Source organism: Streptosporangium amethystogenes (assembly GCF_000721075.1).
Taxonomy (GTDB): Bacteria; Actinomycetota; Actinomycetes; order Streptosporangiales; family Streptosporangiaceae; genus Streptosporangium; species Streptosporangium amethystogenes.
Map to the genome: position 1 here is coordinate 69,419 of NZ_JOEQ01000014.1, position 21,601 is coordinate 91,019.

General features: G+C 69.9%; 19 protein-coding genes. 11 read left to right on the forward strand and 8 right to left on the reverse strand.

All coding sequences use genetic code 11. From position 1 onward, the window contains the following. Nucleotides 1-78: 78 nt before the first annotated feature. Entirely contained in the window at nucleotides 79-228 is a 150-nt protein-coding gene (locus IG98_RS50680) for a hypothetical protein (protein WP_157594439.1), read from the reverse strand. A 114-nt stretch (nucleotides 229-342) separates the two neighbouring features. On the opposite strand from IG98_RS50680, the gene IG98_RS0121260 reads away from it, so the two are divergent. Beyond that, the gene (locus IG98_RS0121260) at nucleotides 343-939 is read left to right on the forward strand and encodes a DUF3000 domain-containing protein (protein ID WP_030914682.1); all 597 of its coding nucleotides are present in this window, start codon (nucleotides 343-345) and stop codon (nucleotides 937-939) included. Beyond that, nucleotides 936-2,162: a ribonuclease D gene (locus IG98_RS0121265; protein WP_030914685.1), complete on the forward strand. Its 1,227-nt coding sequence runs from the start codon at nucleotides 936-938 to the stop codon at nucleotides 2,160-2,162. Before IG98_RS0121260 ends, IG98_RS0121265 begins: the two co-directional genes overlap by 4 nt. Before the next feature lie 89 nt (nucleotides 2,163-2,251). Here IG98_RS0121265 and IG98_RS0121270 read toward each other — a convergent pair whose 3' ends face one another. Continuing rightward, nucleotides 2,252-2,884 carry an HNH endonuclease family protein gene (locus tag IG98_RS0121270; RefSeq protein WP_030914687.1) on the reverse strand — a complete coding sequence of 211 codons (633 nt, stop codon included), beginning with the start codon at nucleotides 2,882-2,884 and terminating at the stop codon, nucleotides 2,252-2,254. Between the two features lie 383 nt (nucleotides 2,885-3,267). Here IG98_RS0121270 and IG98_RS0121275 point away from each other — a divergent pair, with 383 nt between their 5' ends. The 4 genes from IG98_RS0121275 to IG98_RS0121290 all read left to right on the forward strand — a co-directional run bounded on the left by IG98_RS0121275 (nucleotide 3,268) and on the right by IG98_RS0121290 (nucleotide 7,257). Beyond that, entirely contained in the window at nucleotides 3,268-4,410 is a 1,143-nt protein-coding gene (locus IG98_RS0121275) for a Gfo/Idh/MocA family protein (protein WP_030914689.1), read from the forward strand. Then, a complete protein-coding gene (locus IG98_RS0121280; RefSeq protein WP_030914693.1) occupies nucleotides 4,410-5,540 on the forward strand; it encodes a dihydrodipicolinate synthase family protein in 1,131 nt (376 codons plus the stop codon). The genes IG98_RS0121275 and IG98_RS0121280 overlap by 1 nt, the downstream gene beginning before the upstream one ends. Beyond that, on the forward strand, nucleotides 5,537-6,385 hold the full coding sequence (locus tag IG98_RS0121285) for a sugar phosphate isomerase/epimerase family protein (protein WP_030914696.1): 849 nt from the start codon (nucleotides 5,537-5,539) through the stop codon (nucleotides 6,383-6,385). The genes IG98_RS0121280 and IG98_RS0121285 overlap by 4 nt, the downstream gene beginning before the upstream one ends. Before the next feature lie 125 nt (nucleotides 6,386-6,510). Beyond that, complete coding sequence (locus IG98_RS0121290) at nucleotides 6,511-7,257, forward strand: hypothetical protein (protein WP_157594440.1); 747 nt, start codon at nucleotides 6,511-6,513, stop codon at nucleotides 7,255-7,257. 127 nt (nucleotides 7,258-7,384) lie between these two features. Here the strand turns inward: IG98_RS0121290 and IG98_RS0121295 are convergent, their stop codons facing one another. Then, nucleotides 7,385-8,377 carry a LacI family DNA-binding transcriptional regulator gene (locus IG98_RS0121295; RefSeq protein ID WP_030914703.1) on the reverse strand — a complete coding sequence of 331 codons (993 nt, stop codon included), beginning with the start codon at nucleotides 8,375-8,377 and terminating at the stop codon, nucleotides 7,385-7,387. Nucleotides 8,378-8,566: 189 nt separating this feature from the next. On the opposite strand from IG98_RS0121295, the gene IG98_RS0121300 reads away from it, so the two are divergent. Next, nucleotides 8,567-9,766, forward strand: a complete 1,200-nt coding sequence (locus IG98_RS0121300) for a thiolase family protein (RefSeq protein ID WP_030914706.1) — start codon at nucleotides 8,567-8,569, stop codon at nucleotides 9,764-9,766. Continuing rightward, the gene (locus IG98_RS0121305; protein ID WP_030914708.1) at nucleotides 9,763-11,835 is read left to right on the forward strand and encodes a 3-hydroxyacyl-CoA dehydrogenase NAD-binding domain-containing protein; all 2,073 of its coding nucleotides are present in this window, start codon (nucleotides 9,763-9,765) and stop codon (nucleotides 11,833-11,835) included. Before IG98_RS0121300 ends, IG98_RS0121305 begins: the two co-directional genes overlap by 4 nt. A gap of 60 nt (nucleotides 11,836-11,895) precedes the next feature. Here IG98_RS0121305 and IG98_RS0121315 read toward each other — a convergent pair whose 3' ends face one another. Further along, nucleotides 11,896-13,368: an amino acid permease gene (locus IG98_RS0121315; protein ID WP_030914710.1), complete on the reverse strand. Its 1,473-nt coding sequence runs from the start codon at nucleotides 13,366-13,368 to the stop codon at nucleotides 11,896-11,898. Nucleotides 13,369-13,473: 105 nt separating this feature from the next. Then, nucleotides 13,474-15,393 (reverse strand): 1-deoxy-D-xylulose-5-phosphate synthase, encoded by a 1,920-nt coding sequence (gene dxs / locus IG98_RS0121320; protein WP_030914713.1) that lies wholly within the window; start codon nucleotides 15,391-15,393, stop codon nucleotides 13,474-13,476. 119 nt (nucleotides 15,394-15,512) lie between these two features. Here dxs and IG98_RS0121325 point away from each other — a divergent pair, with 119 nt between their 5' ends. The 3 genes from IG98_RS0121325 (at nucleotide 15,513) to IG98_RS0121335 (ending at nucleotide 18,097) form a co-directional block, all read left to right on the forward strand. Continuing rightward, entirely contained in the window at nucleotides 15,513-16,442 is a 930-nt protein-coding gene (locus IG98_RS0121325) for a neutral zinc metallopeptidase (protein ID WP_169750158.1), read from the forward strand. 126 nt (nucleotides 16,443-16,568) lie between these two features. Continuing rightward, on the forward strand, nucleotides 16,569-17,348 hold the full coding sequence (locus IG98_RS0121330) for a neutral zinc metallopeptidase (RefSeq protein WP_030914719.1): 780 nt from the start codon (nucleotides 16,569-16,571) through the stop codon (nucleotides 17,346-17,348). Between the two features lie 275 nt (nucleotides 17,349-17,623). Next, nucleotides 17,624-18,097 carry a hypothetical protein gene (locus tag IG98_RS0121335; protein ID WP_157594441.1) on the forward strand — a complete coding sequence of 158 codons (474 nt, stop codon included), beginning with the start codon at nucleotides 17,624-17,626 and terminating at the stop codon, nucleotides 18,095-18,097. A 192-nt stretch (nucleotides 18,098-18,289) separates the two neighbouring features. On the opposite strand, the gene IG98_RS0121340 is transcribed toward IG98_RS0121335, so the two are convergent. From IG98_RS0121340 to IG98_RS0121350, 3 genes are read right to left on the reverse strand one after another with little or no spacing between them, the layout of a single operon-like run. Continuing rightward, entirely contained in the window at nucleotides 18,290-19,498 is a 1,209-nt protein-coding gene (locus tag IG98_RS0121340) for an ROK family transcriptional regulator (RefSeq protein ID WP_030914725.1), read from the reverse strand. A gap of 35 nt (nucleotides 19,499-19,533) precedes the next feature. Continuing rightward, nucleotides 19,534-20,781 carry a sugar ABC transporter permease gene (locus tag IG98_RS0121345; RefSeq protein WP_030914728.1) on the reverse strand — a complete coding sequence of 416 codons (1,248 nt, stop codon included), beginning with the start codon at nucleotides 20,779-20,781 and terminating at the stop codon, nucleotides 19,534-19,536. After that, nucleotides 20,778-21,542 (reverse strand): ATP-binding cassette domain-containing protein, encoded by a 765-nt coding sequence (locus IG98_RS0121350; RefSeq protein ID WP_030914731.1) that lies wholly within the window; start codon nucleotides 21,540-21,542, stop codon nucleotides 20,778-20,780. Before IG98_RS0121350 ends, IG98_RS0121345 begins: the two co-directional genes overlap by 4 nt. Between the last annotated feature and the right edge of the window lie 59 nt (nucleotides 21,543-21,601).

Sequence of the window (21,601 nt, forward strand, 5' to 3'; positions counted from 1 at the left end):
CGCGGAAATGTCGGCGCGACGTGCCAACGTCGGACCACGACCCGACGAAAGGCCCGTGCGATGTCCACCATGTGGAGTTCACCCGAACGTCGCGGTGAGCACCGTGCCTCCTGCGCCCGCGTGCGGGTTCTCGAACGACAATCCCGCCCCGCCGATCATGGCCGGCCCGAACGCCCGGAACGGACCGGCGCCGAACGCGGTCACGCGTTCCCCCCCGAAGTCTCCCACGGCGAGGTCACCCCCGCCCTCCACAGGCCGCCGGCAGCGTCTTGATCGGTTCCAATGGCTCCTACACATACCCCAGTGGTCCCCATGCGATCAGTTTCGACCTACGCTTCCGATATGACCGTCGGTGACGCGCCGCCCGCTCCCGCCGCCTTCAGGCGCGCGGTGGCGAGCATGCGCCCCGCGGAGGTCAGACCCGAGATCGAGCTGGAGGACATTCCGGCGCCGCAGCGTCTGGCCCCCTACTCGGCCGCGATCGGCGCGTCGGTGTACCGCGACGACGACGAGCTCGCGATCGGCCGCCTCATCGTGCTCTTCGACCCGGACGGCCAGCGCGGCTGGGACGGCCAGTTCCGGCTCGTCGCCTACGTGCGGGCCGACATGGAGCCGGAGATCACCGAAGACCCGCTGCTCGGCCCCGTCGCGTGGAGCTGGCTCACCGAGTCACTCGACGCGCACGGCGCCGGCTACGCCGCCGCCGGAGGCACCGTCACCAGAGCGGTCTCCGAGGGCTTCGGCAACAAGGCCGAAGACCCGGTGACCACCGAGCTGGAACTGCGTGCGTCCTGGTCACCGCTGCAGGAAGACCTCTCCGGCCATGTCGCCGCCTGGTGCGATCTGATGTGCCTTGCCGCGGGCATACCACCCCTGCCACCCGACGTGGCGGCGCTGCCGTCGCGCCGTCGCGAGGATCCGGAGCCCTTCAGAACGTGACCGATGAGACGACCGTAATTCCACTGCTGGAGCCTCGTGAGGGAATCCCACCCGTCATCGAGGACTCCGCCGCCCTCGCGCGCATGGTGCGCGCCTTCACCGAGGGCACCGGCCCCGTCGCCGTCGACGCCGAACGCGCCTCGGGCTACCGCTACAGCGGCCGCGCCTACCTGGTACAGCTGCGCCGCGTCGGCGCGGGCAGCGCCCTGATCGACCCCATCCGCTGCCCCGACCTGTCCGAGCTCGACGCGGCACTGGCCGACACGGAGGTGGTGCTCCACGCCGCCTCCCAGGACCTGCCGTGTCTCGCGGAGGTGGGCTTCCACCCGCGAGAACTGTTCGACACCGAGCTGGCCGGCCGGCTGCTCGGCTACGAGCGGGTCGGTCTCGGGCTGATGGTGGAGAACGTCCTCGGTTTCAGGTTGGAGAAGGGGCACTCGGCCGCCGACTGGTCGACCCGCCCGCTCCCCGAGGACTGGCTGCGCTACGCCGCGCTCGACGTCGAGGTCCTGATCGAGCTCCGTGACGTCCTGCACGAGGAGCTGAAGTCCAGCGGCAAGCTGGCGTGGGCGCAGGAGGAGTTCGCCTCCGTGCTCGCGCACAAGGCGCCCGCCCCGCGCTCCGACCCGTGGCGGCGCACCTCCGGAATCCACAAGGTCCGCTCGCTGCGCGGTCTGGCGGTGGTACGGGAACTGTGGACGCTCCGCGACGGGCTCGCCCGCGAGTCCGACGTCGCCCCCGGCCGGGTGCTGCCCGACTCGGCGATCGTCACCGCCGCCCTGGAACTGCCCCGCACCACCAAGGCGCTCACCGAGATCCCTCCCTTCACCGGCCGCAGTGCCCGGCGGCACCTGCGCGACTGGCTGGCCGCGATCGGCACCGCCCGCTCGCTGCCCGACTCGGAGCTGCCGCAGCCAAGCACCCCCGGCGACGGGCCCCCACCTGCCAACCGATGGATGGACCGCGATCCGGTGGCCGCCCGGCGGTTGGCCGCGGCCAGGACCGTGGTCGCGGCGCTCGCCGACGAGCACCACATGCCCGCGGAGAACCTGATCCAGCCCGACGCCGTACGCCGCCTGACCTGGGAACCGCCGGCCGTCATCGACGACGGGACCGTCACCGACCGGCTGCGCGAGCTGGGCGCCCGCGAGTGGCAGATCGGGCTGACCGCCCATCCGATCGCCAAGGCTCTGCTCCGCCTGGAGCTCAAGGGTCAGGTCTGATGAACCGGCCGATGTCCTTTACAAAGTAGATCATTAGAACGGCGTCAGTCCCTGTGCGGGAACAGGTCCCGCACAGGGAGACGGAACGCTCAGCAGGTCGCGAGCATGCTCTGCAGGGCACTCTTCTCCGAGCTCTGCAGCGTCAGCTTCCAGTAGTACTTCACCTGGATCCACGCCCTGGCGTAGGTGCACCTGAACGAGCTCAGCGGCGGCTGCCACGTCGACGGGTCCTGGTCGCCCTTGGCCTGGTTGACGTTGTCGGTCACCGCCCACAGCTCGGGCCCGCCGAGGTCGTTGGCGTAGGACTGCCGCTGCGCGCTGGTCCAGGCGTAGGCGCCGGAGCGCCAGGCCTCGGCGAGCGGCACCATGTGGTCGATGTCGACGTCGCCGGCCGCGGTCCAGGTCGCGCCGTCGAACGGGGAGTACCAACTGCCGGAGGTGGGTGCGCAACTGGAGTTGACGACCACTCCGACGCCGTCCCTCTTGAGCACGGTCTCCCGGGTGTTGCAGGTACCACTGATCGTTATCCAGTGATTGAACAACGACCGGTCATAGGAGGACTGGTTGGTTTCCGCGGCGACGGTGAGCGTCGCGAGCCTGCTGGTGGCGGTGGCCGCCGAAGGGATGTTCGGCGGGGTCGCCGAAGCCGTTCCGGCTGTCAGGGAAAAGGTGACGAGAATTGCCGTGAGGGCAGCGAAAGCCGCGGTGACGACCCGTTTCACGAGTGGCCCCTTCTGTCGCTCCACCTCGGCCAGTCGGGGGGTCTGGGCACCGCGAGGGGAGGACAGAGGGAACGTCTCAAGTCCTGACAAATAGGCAAATGTCATGGTTTGACGACGAGTCAGGATGCGCTTGGTCGGATACTGCGTCAATCCATGGTCAGGTGCACTTGATCTGCGATGACATGAATTATGGTGATTTAGACGCCCGGCCTTCCCATGCGAACACCCGGCGAAGTTCCGGTGACCGGTGAATTTCCTTTTGGGGCAGGACCCTGGCCGCCGGCTTCCCCGGACACGCGCCTCGCCGCCCGACTGGCGCTTGCAGCAGGTACGGCGACTGTCGTACCGTGATACGGAAAGCGCTTTCCATAGGAGGTCGGAAGATGTCCCCGCAAAGCATCGGCATCGTGATGAACGGTGTCACCGGTCGCATGGGCTACCGCCAGCACCTGGTCCGATCGGTCCTGGCGATCAACGAGCAGGGCGGTGTGACACTGTCGGACGGCGGCCGGGTCCTGCTCAGGCCGGTCCTGGTCGGCCGGTCTGCCGAGAAGCTGCAGAGACTCTCGGCGGAACACGGCCTCGCCGACTGGACCACGGACCTCGACACCGCCCTCGCCGACGACGGCAATCTGATCTACTTCGACTCTCAGGTCACCCAGGCCCGGGTGAAGTCCGTGCTCAAGGCGATCGAGGCGGGCAAGCACGTCTACGCGGAGAAGCCGACGGCCGAGACGTCCCAGGACGCGCTGGCGCTGGCCGAGGCCGCGACCGCCAGGGGCGTGAAGAACGGCGTCGTGCAGGACAAGCTCTTCCTGCCGGGCCTGCTCAAGCTCAGGCGCCTGATCGACGGCGGCTTCTTCGGCCGCGTCCTTTCGGTCCGCGGCGAGTTCGGCTACTGGGTGTTCGAGGGCGACTGGCAGGCCGCCCAGCGCCCGTCGTGGAACTACCGCGTCGAGGACGGTGGCGGCATCGTCCTCGACATGTTCCCGCACTGGGCGTATGTGCTGGAGAACCTGTTCGGCCGGATCACCTCGGTCTACGCCCAGGCCGTCACCCACATCCCCGAACGGGTGGACGAGCGGGGCGAGACCTACCGGGCCACCGCCGACGACGCCGCCTACGGGGTGTTCGAGCTGGAGGGCGGGGTCATCGCGCAGATCAACTCCTCCTGGAGCGTCAGGGTGAACCGCGACGAGCTGGTGGAGTTCCAGGTGGACGGCACGCACGGCAGTGCCGTCGCGGGCCTGCGCGACTGCCGCGTCCAGCACCGTGCCACCACTCCCAAGCCGGTCTGGAACCCCGACCTGCCCGCGGGCGCCCGCTTCAGGGACGGCTGGCAGGAGGTGCCCGACAACGAGGAGTTCGACAACGGGTTCAAGGTCCAGTGGGAGCGGTTCGTCCGCCACGTGGTCGAGGACGCGCCGTTCCCCTATGACTTCGCCTCCGGCGCGCGCGGTGTCCGCATCGCCGAGCTGGGCCTGCGCTCCTCCGCGGAGGGCCGCCGCCTGCCGGTGGAGCCGTGATGAGGATCGCGCTCCCGGGCGGGGAGCACGTCCTGCGCGAGCCGGTCACCTGGGTCAGGCCCAGGAGCCCCGCCCGGAACCGCACCGTCTACGCCGCCGCCCACGTGGTCGCCGACCCGCTCGGCGACAACACCCCGGGCTCCCGGGCCGCCGTCGACTGGGACGCCACCCTGCGCTTCCGCCACCACCTGTGGTCCCACGGGCTGCGGGTCGCCGACGCCATGGACACCGCGCAGCGCAACATGGGCCTTGACTGGGCGGCCACCCGCGAGCTGATCCGGCGCAGCGCCACCGAGGCGAAGGCCTTCGGCGACCCGGCGGCGCTGGTGGCCTGTGGCGCGGGCACCGACCAGGCGCCGGAGGCCCGGACCCTGCGGGAGGTCGTGGCGGCCTACGCCGAACAGATCGAGACCGTGCGGGACGCGGGCGCCGGGGTCGTCGTGATGGCGAGCCGGCAACTGGCCTCGATCGCACGGGGCCCGGAGGACTACCACCGGGTCTACGGCGAGTTGCTCTCCCAGACCGATCGCCCGGTGATCCTGCACTGGCTGGGCGAGATGTTCGACCCGCTGCTGGCGGGCTACTGGGGCTCGCGGGACGTGGCCGAGGCCACCGCGTCGTTCCTGGCGCTGATCCACGACCACGCGGCGAGGGTGGACGGGGTCAAGGTCTCGCTGCTGGACGCCGAGCATGAGATCGGGCTGCGCGAGGCGCTGCCCGAAGGCGTCAGGCTCTACACCGGCGACGACTTCAACTACCCCGCGCTGATCAGGTCGGGCAGCCACGCGCTGCTGGGCATCTTCGACGCGATCGCCCCCGCCGCCGCCTCGGCCCTGCAGGCGCTCGACGCGGGCGACCTCGGACGGTACGACGAGATCATGGACCCCACGGTCCCGCTCTCACGAAAGATCTTCGAGGCCCCGACGTACAACTACAAGACGGGCATCGTCTTCCTGGCCTGGCTCAACGGCCACCAGGACGCCTTCAGCATGGTCAACGGCGCCCAGGCGGCCCGTTCCCTGCCCCATCTGGCCGAGGTGTTCCGCCTGGCCGACAGGGCCGGGCTGCTGGCCGACCCCGAGCTGGCGGTCTTCCGGATGCGCTCCCTGCTGGCGGTGAACGGACTGTGAGGGCACGGGCGAAGAGCCGTTTCTCGCTGAACCAGTGGACCACGAAGCGATGGTCCGTGGCCGAGGCCGTCGACGGGTGCGTGCGGCACGGTGTCGAGGCCATCGGCCTGTGGCGTCAGGACGTAGCCGCACAGGGCCTGAAGGAGACCGTCGAACTCGTCGCGGACGCCGGGCTGCGGGTCTCGTCGCTCTGCCGGGGCGGCTTCCTCACCTCCGGCGATCCGCAGGCCCTGGACGACAACCGCAGGGCGATCGACGAGGCCGCCGAACTGGACGCCGCCTGCCTGGTCATGGTGGTCGGCGGCCTGCCGGGCGTGGTGCCCGGCCGGCCACTGGGCGCGATCTCCCGCGACCTGCCCGCCGCGCGGGAGCGGGTCGCCGAGGCGCTGGCCGTGCTGGCCCCGTACGCGGGCGAGCGCGGGGTGAGACTGGCCCTCGAACCGCTGCACCCGATGTACTGCGCCGACCGGGCCGTGCTGTCCACCCTGGGCCAGGCCCTCGACCTGGCCGAGTCGCACCCTCCCGAGCAGGTGGGGGTCGTCGTCGACACCTTCCACGTGTGGTGGGATCCGAACGTCCTGGAGCAGATCGCCAGGGCCTCGGGGCGGATCGCGAGCTACCAGGTGTGCGACTTCCTGTCTCCGCTCCCCGCCGACGTGCTGCTCGGCCGGGGAGTGATGGGCGAAGGCGTGATCGACTTCACACCGCTGACCGAGGCGGTGGCCGCGGCGGGCTACCCGGGGGACATCGAGGTGGAGATCTTCAACGCCGAGGTGTGGGCCGCCGACCCCGACGAGATCCTGGCCAGGGTGCGGTCCTCGTTCGCCGAGCTCATCGGAGAATAACGCGCCGGCCCGCGGAGCGGAATCCGAGGCGACAGGAGCGTTCCAATCAGAGGAAACCGCAATCACCGGGCCCGGATTACCGCTTCACGGTGAAGTGACCTGGCGGCTGCTCGTACGGTAGGGGTATGACGACCGCAGAAAGCGAAGCCAGCCCCGCCATACAGCGGCCGCCGGAACATGTCCTTGCCGTATTGGAAGCGATCAGGGAGTGGGAGGCCGCCAACCCCGACTCGGCCCCTTCGGGCCAGGGAGAGGCGATCCTCTGGGCCCTGGGCAAGCGTGAACAGGCGCCGATCAGCGGCCGCCCGGCGTCGGGATCCCCGCCCACCCTCGCTGAGGCCCGCGCGGAGATCGACGCCGCCGAGCGGGTGCCGCGCGAGGGCCGGGTGGTCCCCGCCGACGGGGTCATCAGCACCCTGAACTGGCTGATTGGCGCCAAGGACGGGTTGCCGATCCCCGGCCGCCGTTCCTCGGAAGGTTGGGGACACCTGGTCGGCGGCCGCGGCGTGATCCTGCGCACCGAGGCCGAGATCGGCCGGATCGCAGAACTGGCCCATGCGGGCCGGCCGAACGCGGCGGGCGAGTGGGAGAAGGAATGGTGCTCCGGGACCATCGCCGTGTGCGAGTGGGTGCTCGGCACCCGCAGGAAGTCCCCGGTCCGTAACACGCCGCGTCCCATCCACGGACCGACCGGACTCAACCTCGGCATGGAGGAGAGCGCGGCCGAGGACGTGTCCCGACAGCTCGGCCGGGGCCGCCAGCACTCCCCCGGCTACGGAGACGGAGTCATCCGGACGATCCGCTGGCTGCGCGGCCAGATCATCGTCCCACCGGTCAACGATCAGGGAAAACCGATCTCCGGCGCCCGCTGACCGCCTGTCCCGGTCCTCCCTCAGGCTCCCCTGCGACCTCCCCCTACGACACGGCGGGCCCGGCCCCCCTCGGGGTCCGGGCCCGCCGCCGTCACGTCGCGGCAGAGGTGGGCCGGCCGAGGCGGCCTCACCCCAGAGCGCGGGTGCTCTCGCGGAGGATCACCTCACCGGTCACGACCTGGGCCCTGGCCCCCTCGTCCGGGGCGAGGGCCATCTCCAGCGCGCGGGCACCCATCTCCGCGAGCGGCAGCCGCACCGTGGACAGCGAGGGAACCAGGTCGCGCAGCGTGGAGATGTCGTCGAAGCCCGCCACCGAGACGTCCTCGGGGACGCGGATGCCGCGGTCCCTGAAGGCGGCCAGGGCGCCCACCGCCATCACGTCGGTGACGGCGAAGACACACGTGACCCCGGACACCTGGGTGGCCGCCGCGTAGCCGCCCTCCCTGTCGAAGGAGCCGTGCAGGACAAGCGGCGCGGGCAGGCCGAGCTCTTCGAGCGCGTCGGCGAACCCGGCCACCCGGTCCATGGGGGCGATCAGCCGCTCGGGCCCGGCGAGGACGGCGAAGCTCCGGTGCCCCAGCCCGGCGAGGGCACGGGCCAGCGCGGCGGCGCCCAGGCGGTTGTCCGGCACCACCGCGTCGACCCCGAGCAGGTCCTGGCCCACGCAGGCCACCCGGCCGCCGGTCTCCCGGTAGCGGTCGAGCTCCTCGCGGAGCTGCCGGGTCAGCTGCTCGTCGGCGACCCGGGAGCCGACCAGCAGCACCGCGCGGACCCGCTGCGCGTTCAGCGTCGAGACATAGGCGATCTCCCGCTGGGGGTCGCGGTGCGTGGTGCCGATCATGACCATCAGCCCCTGCTCCTCCGCGACCCGCATGGCCCCGTCGGCGATCGCGGCGAAGTAGGGGTCGGTGAGATCGTGAACGACCAGGCCGACCACGTTGCTGGCCCCCCTGGCGAGGGTCTGCGCGGCCACGTTGGTGCGGTATCCCAGCTGGGCTGCGGCCAGCTCCACCTTGACCCGCAGGGATGCGCCCACCTGTCTGGTGCTGCCGTTGAGCACCCGTGACGCCGTGGCGAGCGAGACGCCCGCGTGCCGGGCGACATCCTCAAGCGTGACCACCGACAACCTCCCGGAAAGCGTTTTCCAAAGTCTGTCAGAGTTGTCGCCGTCCCGCATCCGGGACATGCCGCACCGGACCGCGCACCTTGGGGAACAACTTACCCACCTCGCACGGGACCGGCCGCGCCAAACGTTGTTACCCATGAGTAGCATAGGGGGGAAGCCATCCAGCAACGAGGAGCGAACCCCGTGCCTTCGTCTCGTGACGTCGTATTCGTCGACGGTGTGCGCACCCCCTTCGGCAGGTCGGGCCCCAAGGGCCTGTACGCCGAGACACGCGCCGACGACCTGGTGATCCGCGTCATCCGCGAGCTGATCCGGCGTAACCCGAATCTGCCTCCCGAGCGCGTCGACGAGGTGGCCATCGCGGCCACCACGCAGATCGGCGACCAGGGCCTGACCCTCGGCCGCTCCGCCGCGATACTGGCCGGGCTGCCCAAGAGCGTGCCCGGCTACTCGATCGACCGCATGTGCGCCGGCGCGATGACCGCGGTGACCTCGGTCGCCGGAGGCATCGCCTTCGGCGCCTATGACGTCGCCATCGCCGGCGGCGTCGAGCACATGGGCCGCCACCCCATGGGCGAGGGCGTCGATCCCAACCCCCGATTCCTGGCCGAGCAGCTCGTGGACGGCTCCGCCCTCGTCATGGGCATGACCGCCGAGAACCTGCACGACCGCTACCCCTCCATCACCAAGGAGCGCGCGGACGCCTTCGCCCTCGCCTCCCAGGAGAAGGTCGCCAAGGCCTACGCCGACGGCCGGATCCAGCCCGACCTGGTTCCGATGGCGACCAGGTCCGCCGAGAAGGGCTGGGGGCTGGCCACCACCGACGAGGCTCCCCGACCGGGCACCACGCTGGAGGGTCTGGCCGCGCTGAAGACCCCGTTCCGCCCGCACGGCCGGGTCACCGCGGGCAACGCCTCCGGTATCAACGACGGCGCCACCGGCTGTGTCGTGGCCGCCGCCGACGTCGCCGAGGAACTCGGCCTCGCCCCGAAGATGCGCCTGGTCTCCTATGCCTTCGCCGGCGTGGACCCGGAGGTCATGGGGGTCGGGCCGATCCCCTCCACGGAAAGGGCACTGCGTCTGGCCGGGCTCTCCATCTCCGACATGGGGCTGTTCGAGATCAACGAGGCCTTCGCCGTGCAGGTGCTGGCGTTCCTCGAGCACTTCGGCATCGCCGACGACGACGCCCGGGTGAACCCCTACGGCGGCGCCATCGCCTTCGGCCACCCGCTGGCCTCCTCCGGGGTGCGCCTGATGACGCAGCTCGCCCGCGAGTTCGGTGAGCGTCCCGACGTCCGCTACGGCATGACCACGATGTGCGTCGGCCTGGGCATGGGTGGAACGGTCATCTGGGAGAATCTCAGCTGGGAAGGTAACAAGTGACGGACATCAAGGAACTCTTCGCCGACGAGATCGTCACCCGGGCGACGGTTCACGACGTGGAGCTGCCCCAGGGTGCGGGCACCATGGCCCTGATCACGCTGGACAACGGCTTCGACCACACCAAGCCGTCGACGTTCGGCCCCGGAGGGCTGGCCTCGCTGGGCGAGGCCCTCGACGCGATCGCCGGGCGCGGCGACCTGGCGGCCGTGGGCGTCGTCGGCAAGCCGTTCGTCTTCGCCGTCGGCGCCGACCTCAAGGGCGCCGCACTGGTCTCGGAACGGGACCAGGCGCTACAGATCGGCCGGCTGGGTCACGAGGTGTTCCGCCGTCTCGGCGAGCTGGACGTGCCGTCGTTCGCGTTCGTCAACGGCGCGGCCATGGGCGGCGGTCTGGAGATCGCACTGCACTGCACGTACCGGACCATCTCCGCCGGGGTACCCGCCGTGGCACTGCCGGAGTGCTTCCTCGGCCTGGTCCCCGGCTGGGGCGGCACCCAGTTGCTGCCCCACCTGATCGGGCCGGCCGCGGCCGTCAAGCTCATCATCGACAACCCGCTCTCGCAGAACCGCATGATCAAGGGCAGGGAGGCGTTCCGCCTGGGTGTCGCCGACGCGATGTTCGAGCCCGCCGACTTCCTTGAGGAGTCGCTGCGCTGGGCCTCGGCGGTACTGCGCGGCGACGTCACCGTCTCCCGCGCCGACCACACCGCCGAGGACTGGTCCAAGACCGTCTCCGACGCCCGCTTCCTGCTCGACATGAAGCTGCACGGTGCCTCCCCCGCCCCGTACCGGGCGCTGGAGCTCCTCGAACTGGCCCGCACCGCCACCCGCGACGAGGGCTTCGCCGCCGAAGACCAGGCGCTGGCCGACCTCCTCATGGGCGACGAGCTCCGCGCCGGCCTGTACGCCTTCGACCTGGTGCAGCGCCGGGCCAAGAAGCCCGCCGGGGCCCCGGAGGCGGCCCTGGCCCGTAAGGTCACCAAGGTCGGCGTCGTCGGCGCGGGTCTGATGGCCTCGCAGATGGCACTGCTGTTCGCCCGCCGCCTGGAGGTCCCGGTCGTGCTGACCGACCTGGACCAGGCCCGGCTGGACAAGGGCGTGGGCTACGTGCACGCCGAGATCGACAAGCTGCTCGCCAAGGGCCGCATCGTAGGCGACCAGGCCAACCGGCTCAGGGCCCTGGTGACCGGCTCGCTGACCAAGGACGCGTTCGCCGACGCCGACTTCGTCATCGAGGCCGTGTTCGAGGACATGAAGGTCAAGCAGAAGGTGTTCGCCGAGGTGGAGGCGGTCGTCTCCGCCGAGTGCGTGCTGGCCACGAACACCTCCTCGCTCTCGCTGACCGAGATGGCCTCGGGGCTCCGGCACCCCGAGCGCGTCGTGGGCTTCCACTTCTTCAACCCGGTCGCGGTGATGCCCCTGCTGGAGATCGTCCGAGGAGAACGGACGGACGACGCGACGCTCGCCACGGCCTTCGCCGTCGGCCGGTCGCTGAAGAAATCGTCGGTACTGGTCAAGGACGCGCCCGCGTTCGTGGTCAACCGCCTGCTGACCCGCTTCATGGGCGAGGTCATCGGTGCCGTCGACGAGGGCACCCCGCTGGAGCTCGCCGACCACGCGCTGGACGGGCTCGGCCTTCCGATGACTCCGTTCGCGCTGCTGCAGCTCGTCGGCCCGGCCGTGGCACTGCACGTCGCCGAGACGATGCACGAGGCGTTCCCGTCCCGCTACGGGGTGTCGGAGAACCTCGCCCGGCTGGTCGCGGCGGGCAAGCCGGGTGTCTACGCGCCGGACTTCTCCCTGGACCCCGAGGCGGTGGCCCTCTTCGCCGGGGGCACCTCACCGTCCACTGCCGAACAGGTCCGGCTGCGGGCGCTGCGGGCCCTGGCCGAGGAGATCCGTCTCATGCTCGACGAGGGTGTGGTCTCCGCTCCCCAGGACATCGACCTGTGCATGATCCTCGGTGCGGGGTGGCCGTTCCACCTGGGCGGCGTCACCCCCTACCTCGACCGCGAGGGGATCTCCGAGGTGCGCTTCCTGCCGCCGGGCGTGGCCTCGGTGCCCGCCTGACGCCCCCCTTTTTCGGTGTGGCTCCCCTGTCTCGCGGTCGTCGCGGGACGGGGGACCGCGTTACCGTGTCGCTGTCCGCCGCCGCTCCGACAGCCTGCTGTGCCGGTAGCCGTAGCCGGCGTAGATCAGGAGTCCGAGCAGCATCCACGCCCCGAACCTGATCCAGGTCTCCACCGGCAGGTTGAGCATCAGGTAGAGGCAGGCGAGCACCGACAGGACGGGCACCAGCGGCACCAGCGGGGTGCGGAAGGAGCGGGGCAGGTCGGGACGGGTGCGGCGGAGGATGACCACCGCGATCGAGACCACCGCGAACGCGAAGAGCGTGCCGATGTTGACCAGTTCGGCGATCGTGGACAGCGGCACCAGCCCGGCCAGGGCCGCGACGACGACACCCATGATGATGGTGATGACGTACGGCGTGCGGTACTTCGAATGGACCTTGGCCAGCCCGCCTGGCAGCAGTTCGTCGCGGCACATGGCGAACATCACCCGTGACATGCCCAGCATGAGGATCATCACGACGGCCGTCAGGCCGACCAGCGCGCCGACGCTGATCAGCGACGCGGCCCAGGTCTGGCCGACGGCCTTGAACGCGTCGGCCAGCGGCGCCGCCTCGCTGAGCTGATGGTAGGGCTGCATGCCGACCACGACCAGCGAGACCGCGACGTAGAGCACGGTGCAGACACCGAGTGAGGTCAGAATGCCGATGGGCAGATCCCGCTGCGGGTCGCGGGTCTCCTCGGCGGCGGTGGCCACCACGTCGAAGCCGATGTAGGCGAAGAACACGATCGCCGCGGCGCTGAAGATGCCCAGCACCCCGTACGCGACCGGGGTGATCCCGAACAGTACCTGGATCAGCGGCGCGGCCAGTCCCTCCACCGCGGGGGTCGCCTTGGACGGCGGGATGAACGGTGAGTAGTTGGCGCCCCTGACGAAGAACAGCCCCGCCACCACGACCAGCAGGATCACCGCGAGCTTGATCGTGACGATGATCAGGTTGAACCGGGACGACAGTTTGATCCCGAGGACCAGGACCCCGGTGAGCAGCAGCACGACCAGCGCGGCGGGCAGGTTGAACACCGCCCCCTCTCCCGCGACCACGCCGGGCAGCGGGACCCCCAGGGACGCCAGCAGTGAGGTCAGGTACCCCGACCAGCCGACCGCGACGACCGCGGCGCCGAGCATCATCTCCAGCGTCAGGTCCCAGCCGATGATCCAGGCGGGCAGCTCGCCCAGGGTGGCGAAGGCAAAGGTGTAGGCGGACCCGGCCACCGGGACCGTGGAGGCGAACTCGGCATAGCAGAGCGCGGCCAGTGCGCAGACGATCCCGGCGGCCACGAAGGAGAGCGCCACCGCGGGCCCGGCCGTCTCCCTGGCGACCCGGCCGGTGAGCACGAAGATGCCGGTGCCCACGATGACGCCGATACCGAAGACCGTGAGGTCCAGCGCGCTGAGCTCCTTGCGCAACCGGTGTTCCGGTGCCTCGCTGTCCGAGATCGACTGCTCCACCGACTTGACGCGAAGAACACCCACGACCCCTCCTGATGCGCCGGTGGTCACCCCTGCCGACGCATCAGGTCATGCCCAGCGGATCACCGCCTGAACGGCGGAGCCGAGGATGTTTGGAAAGGGAGGTAGTCAGCCGGCCGGCTCGTTCTCCAGGGCCGGAGAGCGCTTCGCGATCGCCTCGGTGACCTGCCGGGCGATGTCCTGCGAGGTCAGGCCGATCTCGCTGAGGATCTTCGCACGCTTGGCATGGTCGAGGAAGCGCCGCGGGATGCCGTAGGTGCGGACCGGGACGTCGACGTCGGCGTCGCGCAGCAGGCGGGCGACCGCGTCACCCACACCGCCCACCCTGCTGCTGTCCTCGACGACCACGATCAGCTTGTGGTCGCGGGCGGCCGCCACCAGGACCTCGTCCAGCGGCTTGACCCAGCGCGGGTCGACCACCGTGGCGGAGATCCCCTGGGCGTCGAGCAGGTCGGCGGCCTCCAGGCACAGCTCGGCCATCGGCCCCACGGAGACGAACAGCACGTCGGCGTCGCCCCCGCGCAGCACGTCCATCTCGCCGAGGCGGCCGACCGCCTCGATCTCGACGGCCACCGGGCCCTTGGGGTAGCGCAGCACCGTCGGGCCGTCGTCGACCTTCACGGCCTCGGCCAGCAGCTCGCGCAGCCGGGGCTCGTCGCGGGGAACCGCGATCGACAGACCGGGGACGACCTGCAGGATCGACAGGTCCCACATGCCGTTGTGGCTGGCGCCGTCGTCGCCGGTGACGCCCGCCCGGTCGAGTACGACCGTGACGGGGAGGCGGTGCAGGGCGACGTCCATCAGGAGCTGGTCGAAGGCCCGGTTCAGGAAGGTCGCGTAGACGGCCACCACCGGGTGCAGGCCGCCGAGCGCCAGGCCCGCGGCGCTGGTCAGGGCGTGCTGCTCGGCGATGCCGACATCGTAGAGGCGGTCGGGATAGGCCTCGGAGAACGGGATCAGGCCGGTCGGGCCGAGCATCGCGGCGGTGATCGCCACGATGTCCTGACGCTCGGCGCCCAGGCGCACCATCTCCTGGCCGAAGACGTTGGTCCAGCCGTGCGGCTTCGGCTTCTCCTCTCCGGTCAGCGGGTCGAAGACGCCCGGCGAGTGGAAGCAGTCCTCGTCGTGGTTCTCCGCCGGGGAGTAGCCGAAGCCCTTCTTGGTGAGCACGTGCACGATGACCGGGCGGCGGAAGTCCCTGGCCCTGCGCAGCGCGGACTCCACCGCCTGCTCGTCGTGACCGTCGACCAGCCCGATGTACTTCAGGCCGAGGTCCTCGAACATGACCTGGGGGGCCAGGACGTCCTTGAGGCCCTTCTTGACGCCGTGCAGGGCGTCGTAGACGGGGGCGCCGACCACCGGGACCCTGTTCAGGCTGTCCTTGACGAAGTCGAGCATGTCCTCGTAGCGCTGGGTGGTACGCAGCGAGGCCAGGTGGGAGGCGAGCCCGCCGATGGTCGGTGAGTAGGAGCGGCCGTTGTCGTTGACCACGATGATCAGCGGCAGGTCCTTGCGCGCCGCGATGTTGTTGAGCGCCTCCCAGGCCATGCCGCCGGTGAGCGCCCCGTCTCCGATCACCGCGACGACCGTGCGCCCCTCCTCGCCCCGCAGCCGGTACGCCTTGGCCAGACCGTCGGCGTACGACAGCGCGGTCGAGGCGTGGGAGTTCTCGATGACGTCGTGCTCGGACTCGGCCTGGCTGGGGTAGCCCGACAGGCCGCCCTCCTGGCGGAGCGTGTCGAACTGCCCGGCCCTGCCGGTGAGCATCTTGTGGACATAGGCCTGGTGACCGGTGTCCCACAGGATCCGGTCACGTGGCGAGTCGAAGACCCGGTGCATCGCGATCGTCAGCTCGACGACGCCCAGGTTGGGGCCGAGGTGACCACCGCTGCGGGCCGTGGAGGCGATCAGAAGGTCTCTGATCTCGCCTGCGAGCAGTGGCAGCTCGTCCGCCGCCAGCAGCTTGAGGTCCCCTGGCCCCTTGACCGACTCCAGAAGACTTCCAGGCTGCCCGGTCCGCTCGCTCACGGAATCATCCCCTCTGTCCAGTCACCGTCACGACGAGTCTAGTTCGGATGGCAGGCGCTGCCCTCCAGGGTGAAAAAACTGCGCGGTTTATACACACTTGCCCTAGCCTTTCCCTCACCATGAACCCCCTCCCCTCCAGGCGACAACTGTCACTGATCGTGACCTTCCTGGTATTCGCGGCACTGGCCGCGGGAATCGTCATCGCCGTCCCCCACGTCACCTCGGCGATCCTTCCGGCGGCCACCCCCGCGCCCGTCCCCTCCCTCGCCCTCACCTCCACCCCGGACCTCGGCAAGGGCTCCGGCAAGGCTCCTGCCAGGGGCTCGGCCGTCAAGGAGCGGGCCGCGCCGCAGGGCCGCACCGCCGCGACATCGAGCCGCCTCTACCGCACCGGCTCGATGCCGGTCACCCGATGTTCGGCCGGGACGATCCGCGCGGGGAGCGCGGCCTCCTACCGGACCTTCATGACTCGGGTCACCCGCTGCCTGAACCGTTCGTGGGAGGCCCAGTTCTCCAAGGCGGGACTGCCCTTCTCCAGGCCCAAACTGCGCTTCTCCACCTCCAAGGTGACCACGCCCTGCGGCCGGTGGCCCAGCAGCGCGGGCGGGTTGTACTGCTCGACCAACAAGACCATCTACATAGGGATCACCCGCCAGGTCCTGCGGAACCCCTACGCGGCCAACCACGCCCAGTTCATAGCCCACGAGTACGCGCACCACGTGCAGCACCTCGCGGGCATCATGGACTACTACGCCAGGAGCGTCTGGTACGCGAAGGCGGTCACCAAGCTCTCCTACTCCCGCCGCCTCGAACTGCAGGCCGACTGCCTGGCCTCCGTCTTCCTGCGCCAGATCGCCGGCGACCTGCCGGTCGAGCAGGCGCAGTGGGAGGCGATGGTCGGCTGGGTCAACGCCAACGGTCACAAGAACTGGCCCAAGAACGACCACGGCAAGGGCCGCAGCCAGGCCTACTGGATGGAGCGCGGCTTCGACTCCGGCTCCCCCTCCGGCTGCAACACCTGGGTCGCCGCCACGGGCCGGGTCGCCTGACAGCCTGCCGGTCCCACACGGAACCGGTACAAAACTCACTCGGGCCCGCCGCACACGACCGCTCTCCCAGAGTGTGACCGCATAACAGCTTTACCCGGTGTTTTGCCTCCCATAAGGTTCAGGATCATGCGTACCCCCCTTATCACACTGCTCTCCGGCGTTCTGGCGAGCCTGCTGTTCGCCGGTACGGCGAGTGCGGTCCCCGCCGAGCAGGTCAGGCCGGTACCCAAGGGCAAGACCGCCCTCGTCGCCAACCCGATCTACAAGTCGGGCAAGCTCGACGAGGAGACCTGCCAGGAACAGCCGGTCTACAACGACGACCTCGAAACGGCGGAGGTCTATCTCGACTTCATCCTCGACTGCCTCAACAGCAGCTGGGAGTACCAGTTCTCCAAGGCGAGACTCCCCTTCTCCAAGCCCAGGTTCGTGGTCACCCCGCGCATCGGCGTCCCGACCGGCTGTGGCAAGTTCCCCGACGGTGCCCAGGCGCTCTACTGCTCCAAGAACAAGAAGATCACCTTCTACCTGAGTAAGGGCATCCTCTCCGAGGCGACCGAACTGTTCCTGTTCCAGACGCTGGCCCACGAGTACGGTCACCACGTCCAGCAGCTCTCCGGGATCCTGCCCACCGTGTTCTTCCGAAAGTACAAGAGCGACAAGGAGGGCCTGGCCGAGCTCCGCAAGGTCGAACTCCAGGCCGAGTGCCTGAGCGGAGTCTTCATCGGCAGCGTCTGGCGCTCCCTCGGCCGCCGCGAATCGGACTTCAGGTACGTCATGAACGCCGCCTACAGCACGGCCAGCCACGGGAAGGCCGCCAACATCGCCTACTGGCTGACCCGAGGCTTCCGCCAGGAGAACCCCGGCGCCTGCAACACCTTCTCCGCCCCCAGGTCCAAGGTCTCCTGACCTACCCCCTCCCCGCCGACCACCCGCCGCCGTCCCACGGGCGCGCGGCGGGTGGTCGTTCTTTTCCGTCCGTCGCGTGCCGTCCCCCACCGAGTGCGGACCTCATCCCTGCCCGGCGCGAGCGCCCTTCCCTCGAAATGCGACCACGAGTGGCGACGCACTCGTGACATTGAGTAATCTGGCGACGCCGCCTGAACACCTCCCCGTGGGCGCCCTCCACACCACGGAAGCAGGTCCGGTCCCCCCGCTGGTACGACGGCAAGGAGGAAGACGAATTGGACACAACAGATATCCGCATGCGCGTCCTGGAGACCGACGTCGCCAAGCTCCGCCTGCAGAACGAGGAGAGCAAGGTGATCAACGCAGGAATCTTCGAGGTTCTGAACGACCTGCGAACGGTGACGACGGAGCTCCGGACGGAAATGACCGGGCTCCGCTCGGACATGGACGGCCTCCGCACGGACATGGACGGCTTCCGCACGGACATGGACGGCCTCCGCACGGACATGGACGGCCTCCGCACGGACATGGACGGCTTCCGCACGGAGCTGGACAAACTCCGAATCGGACAGGACGAGCTCCGCGCCGAGCTGCGAACCGGTCACGCCGAGCTCCGCGAGGAGATCTCCGTGGTCAAGCGCTCCGTCGGCAACCTGGAGCTCTCAATGAAGCGTGTCGAGGGTGACGTCGCCGAACTCAAGGCGGGCCACATCGAGCTGCGCCACCTGGTCGCCGGTCTCGTCAGGTAACACCCGTGACGCTGTCGGCACCCGCGGCCCCGGGTGCCGACAGGGCGACATCTCACGGGCCCGGCGCGTTGCCGTCGTCTCCCCATCTCGCCTTCGGGCACGTGAGACCGCCGAACAGGGGATTCACAAGAACCTCTCGGCACGCGCACAGACGATCGTGTCGAAACCCGGCCCGGACCGGCCGGGAAGCGGTCAGGAGCCGGCTCGGGTGAGGACTTCCAGGGGATCGGCGAGGACCTGGGAGAAGGCCAGTTCGGCGGCGCCGACCAGGGTGGCGTCATCGCCGAGGGCCGAGGTACGCAGGCGCAGGTGCTCGCGGGACGGAGGCAGGGCGTCGAGGGCGAGACGGCTGCGGACCTGGGCGGCGGAGCCGAGGTAGATCTCCCTGAGCATGCCCCCGAACACCACCATCTCGGGATTGAAGATGTTGACGAGGTTGGCGACGCCCAGGCCGAGCCAGTCACCGACGCGGCTCAGCGCGGCCTGCGCGACGACGTCGCCCCGGTCGGCGGCGTCGACCACGGCGCGGACCGCGTCCCTGCCGACCTGGGGGCCGAAGCGACCCGCGGCCTCAAGAAGGGCGCGCTCGCCGACCTCCGCCTCCAGGCAGCCGAGCGAGCCGCACCCGCAGAGGCGACCCTTGTCGGGGTTGACGATCATGTGTCCGACCTCGCCGCCGAAGCCCAGGTGGCCGCCGAGCAGCTGGCCGTTGGCGATCACGCCACCGCCGATGCCGACATCGCCGTGGAGGTAGACGAGATCCCGGCAGCCGACGCCGACGCCCCGGGTCTGCTCGGCGAGGGCAGCGAGGTTGGCGTCGTTGCCGACCGTGACCGGCAGGCCGAAGGCCAGCCGGCGGGTCATCTCCTCGGCGAACGGCACGTCCTCCAGGGTCGCCATGTTGGGCCCGAACCTGATGCCCCCGTCATCGCGGCCCACGCCGCCGGCGAAGGCCGCCGCCACCCCGACGCACACCGTGTCGGGCCGGGTCCTGCGGTGCATCTGCCGGGCGAAGGCGGCGAGCGGGCCGACGATCTCCTCCAGGGAGAAGACCCCACGCCTCCGTACCGTCTCGCGGCGGTCGAGGATCGTGCCACCCAGGCCGACGCGGGCGGCGACCATCCGGTCGACGCCCACGTCGAAGGCGAACACGTAGACCCGCGCCGACTCGGGACGGACCACCAGGGAGGGGCGCCCGGCCCGGCCGGTCTCCCTGGGAAGTTCCTCCCTGACCAGGCCCGCGGCGGTCAGGTCGGCGGTGAGGGCCATGATGGTGCTGCGGTTGAGGCCCATCCGGTTGGTGAGCTCCGCCCGCGAGGTGGGGCCGCTCAGATGGACGTGGCGGAGCAGGGCGCCAAGGTTATGGCGCCTGATCTCCTCTTGGGAGGGGCCTGCCCGCATGACGAGGGATTCCTTCGGTGGATCGGAGTCGCTGATCACCTTAGACCAGTGGCGGCCGCCCGCTTGCGGGAGAGCGCGTCCACCACGGCGGCCAGCAGCAGGACCGATCCGGTGACGATGAACTTGACGCCGGAGCTGTAGCCCATCAGGCCCATGCCGTTCTCGATGACCGCGACCACCGCACCACCGAGAATGGCGTCGAGCACCCGGCCCTTGCCGCCGAACAGGCTGGTGCCGCCGATGACCGCGGCGCCGACCGCGTACAGCAGCACGTTGCTGCCGCCGGTGTTGGGGTCGACGGAACTGGCCCTGGAGGCGGCGATGACGCCGCCGATCGCGGCCATGGAGGAACAGATCACGAAAGCGCTGATCTTCATCCGGTCGACGTTGATGCCCGCCCGGCGTGCGGCCTCGACGTTGCCGCCGACCGCGTACAGGTGACGTCCGTACGCCGTGCGGCGCAGCACGAACGTCAGGACCAGCAGCAGCACCACGATGATGGGCACCACGAGCGGCACGCCCGCCAGCGAGACGACCGCCGCGTTACGGCTCCGCTCGATGTTGAGGAAGTAGACGGCGAGCCCGCCGAGCAGCGCGAGGGCGCCCACCCGGACCGCGATCAGCGAGACCGGATCGGCGGTCAGCTCCCGGGCGGCGCGCTTGCGGGCGCGCAGCAGCTGGAGGCCGGCGTATCCGGCGACCCCCACGGCCAGCAGGATCCAGCCCAGCGCGGGCGGGAGGTTCTTGTTGGCGATCGCCAGGATGGTCTCGTCCCGGATGGCGATGATGGTGCCGCCCTTGACCAGCAGCAGTACGAGCCCCTGGAAGGCCAGGAATGCGGCGAGCGTCACCACGAACGATGGGATGCCGAGTTTCGCGACGATGGAGCCGATCCCGGTGCCGATCACCACGCCGGTGAGGATGGCCGCGCCCACCGCCACATACCAGGGCAGTCCCTGGCTGCTGAGCAGGATCGCGAGCACCGCGGCGCAGACGCCGCTGGCGAAGCCCGCCGACAGGTCGATCTCGCCGAGGAGCAGCACGAAGACCAGGCCCATGGCGATCACCGTGACCGCGGCGCCCTGAGTGAATAGGTTGGCGAAGTTTCCAGCGGTCAGGAAGGACGGCCGGAGGATGGCGAAGATCGTACAGAGCACCACGAGGCCGAACACCGCCGGCAGCGCGCCCATGTCGCCGCCGCGTACCCGCTCGGCGTAGCCGCGAACGTTGCTCCTGATCGAGGGGGCCTCGGATACGCGCTTCGGGGAAATCGTGGCGGTCATACGGTGGCTCCGTTGGTGAGGCCGAGGTCCCCGCTGCGGCCGGAGGTGATCAGTTCGACGACCTGCGCGTGGGTCACGTCCGAGGTCTTGACCTGGGCCGCCATCCGGCCCAGGTAGAGGGTGGCGATCCGGTCCGACACGGCGAACACGTCGTTCATGTTGTGCGAGATCAGCACGACGGCCAGGCCCTGGTCGGCCAGACGCCGGACCAGTTCGAGCACCTGCGCGGTCTGGGCGACGCCGAGCGCCGCGGTCGGCTCGTCGAGGATGACCACCTTGCTGTTCCACAGCACGGCCTTGGCGATGGCCACCGTCTGGCGCTGGCCACCGGAGAGACTGGCGACGAGCTGGCGGATGGACTTGACGGTCCTGACCGACAGGCTCTCCAGGGTCTTGGCGGCCATCGCCTCCATCGTGTCCTCGTCGAGGACGATGCCGCGCCGGTGCTCACGGCCCAGGAACATGTTCTGGACGATGTCGAGGTTGTCGCAGAGCGCGAGGTCCTGGTAGACGATCTCGATGCCCAGCTCGGCCGCGTCGCGCGGGCTGCCGATCCGGACAGGCCTGCCGTCGAAGAAGTACTCGCCGGAGTCGATCGGGTGGATGCCGCCGACGCACTTGACGAGTGTGGACTTGCCTGCGCCGTTGTCGCCGACCAGCGCGGTCACCTCTCCGGCATAGGCGGAGAAGGCGACGTCGTGCAGGACCTGTACGGGACCGAAGCTCTTGTCGATCCCGCGGAGTTCCAGTGCGGGGGTCATGGGGTTGTGCTCCCTGTGTTCATTTCGCGCGGCGAAGCTCGCGCGGCTCGGGCGCCTGC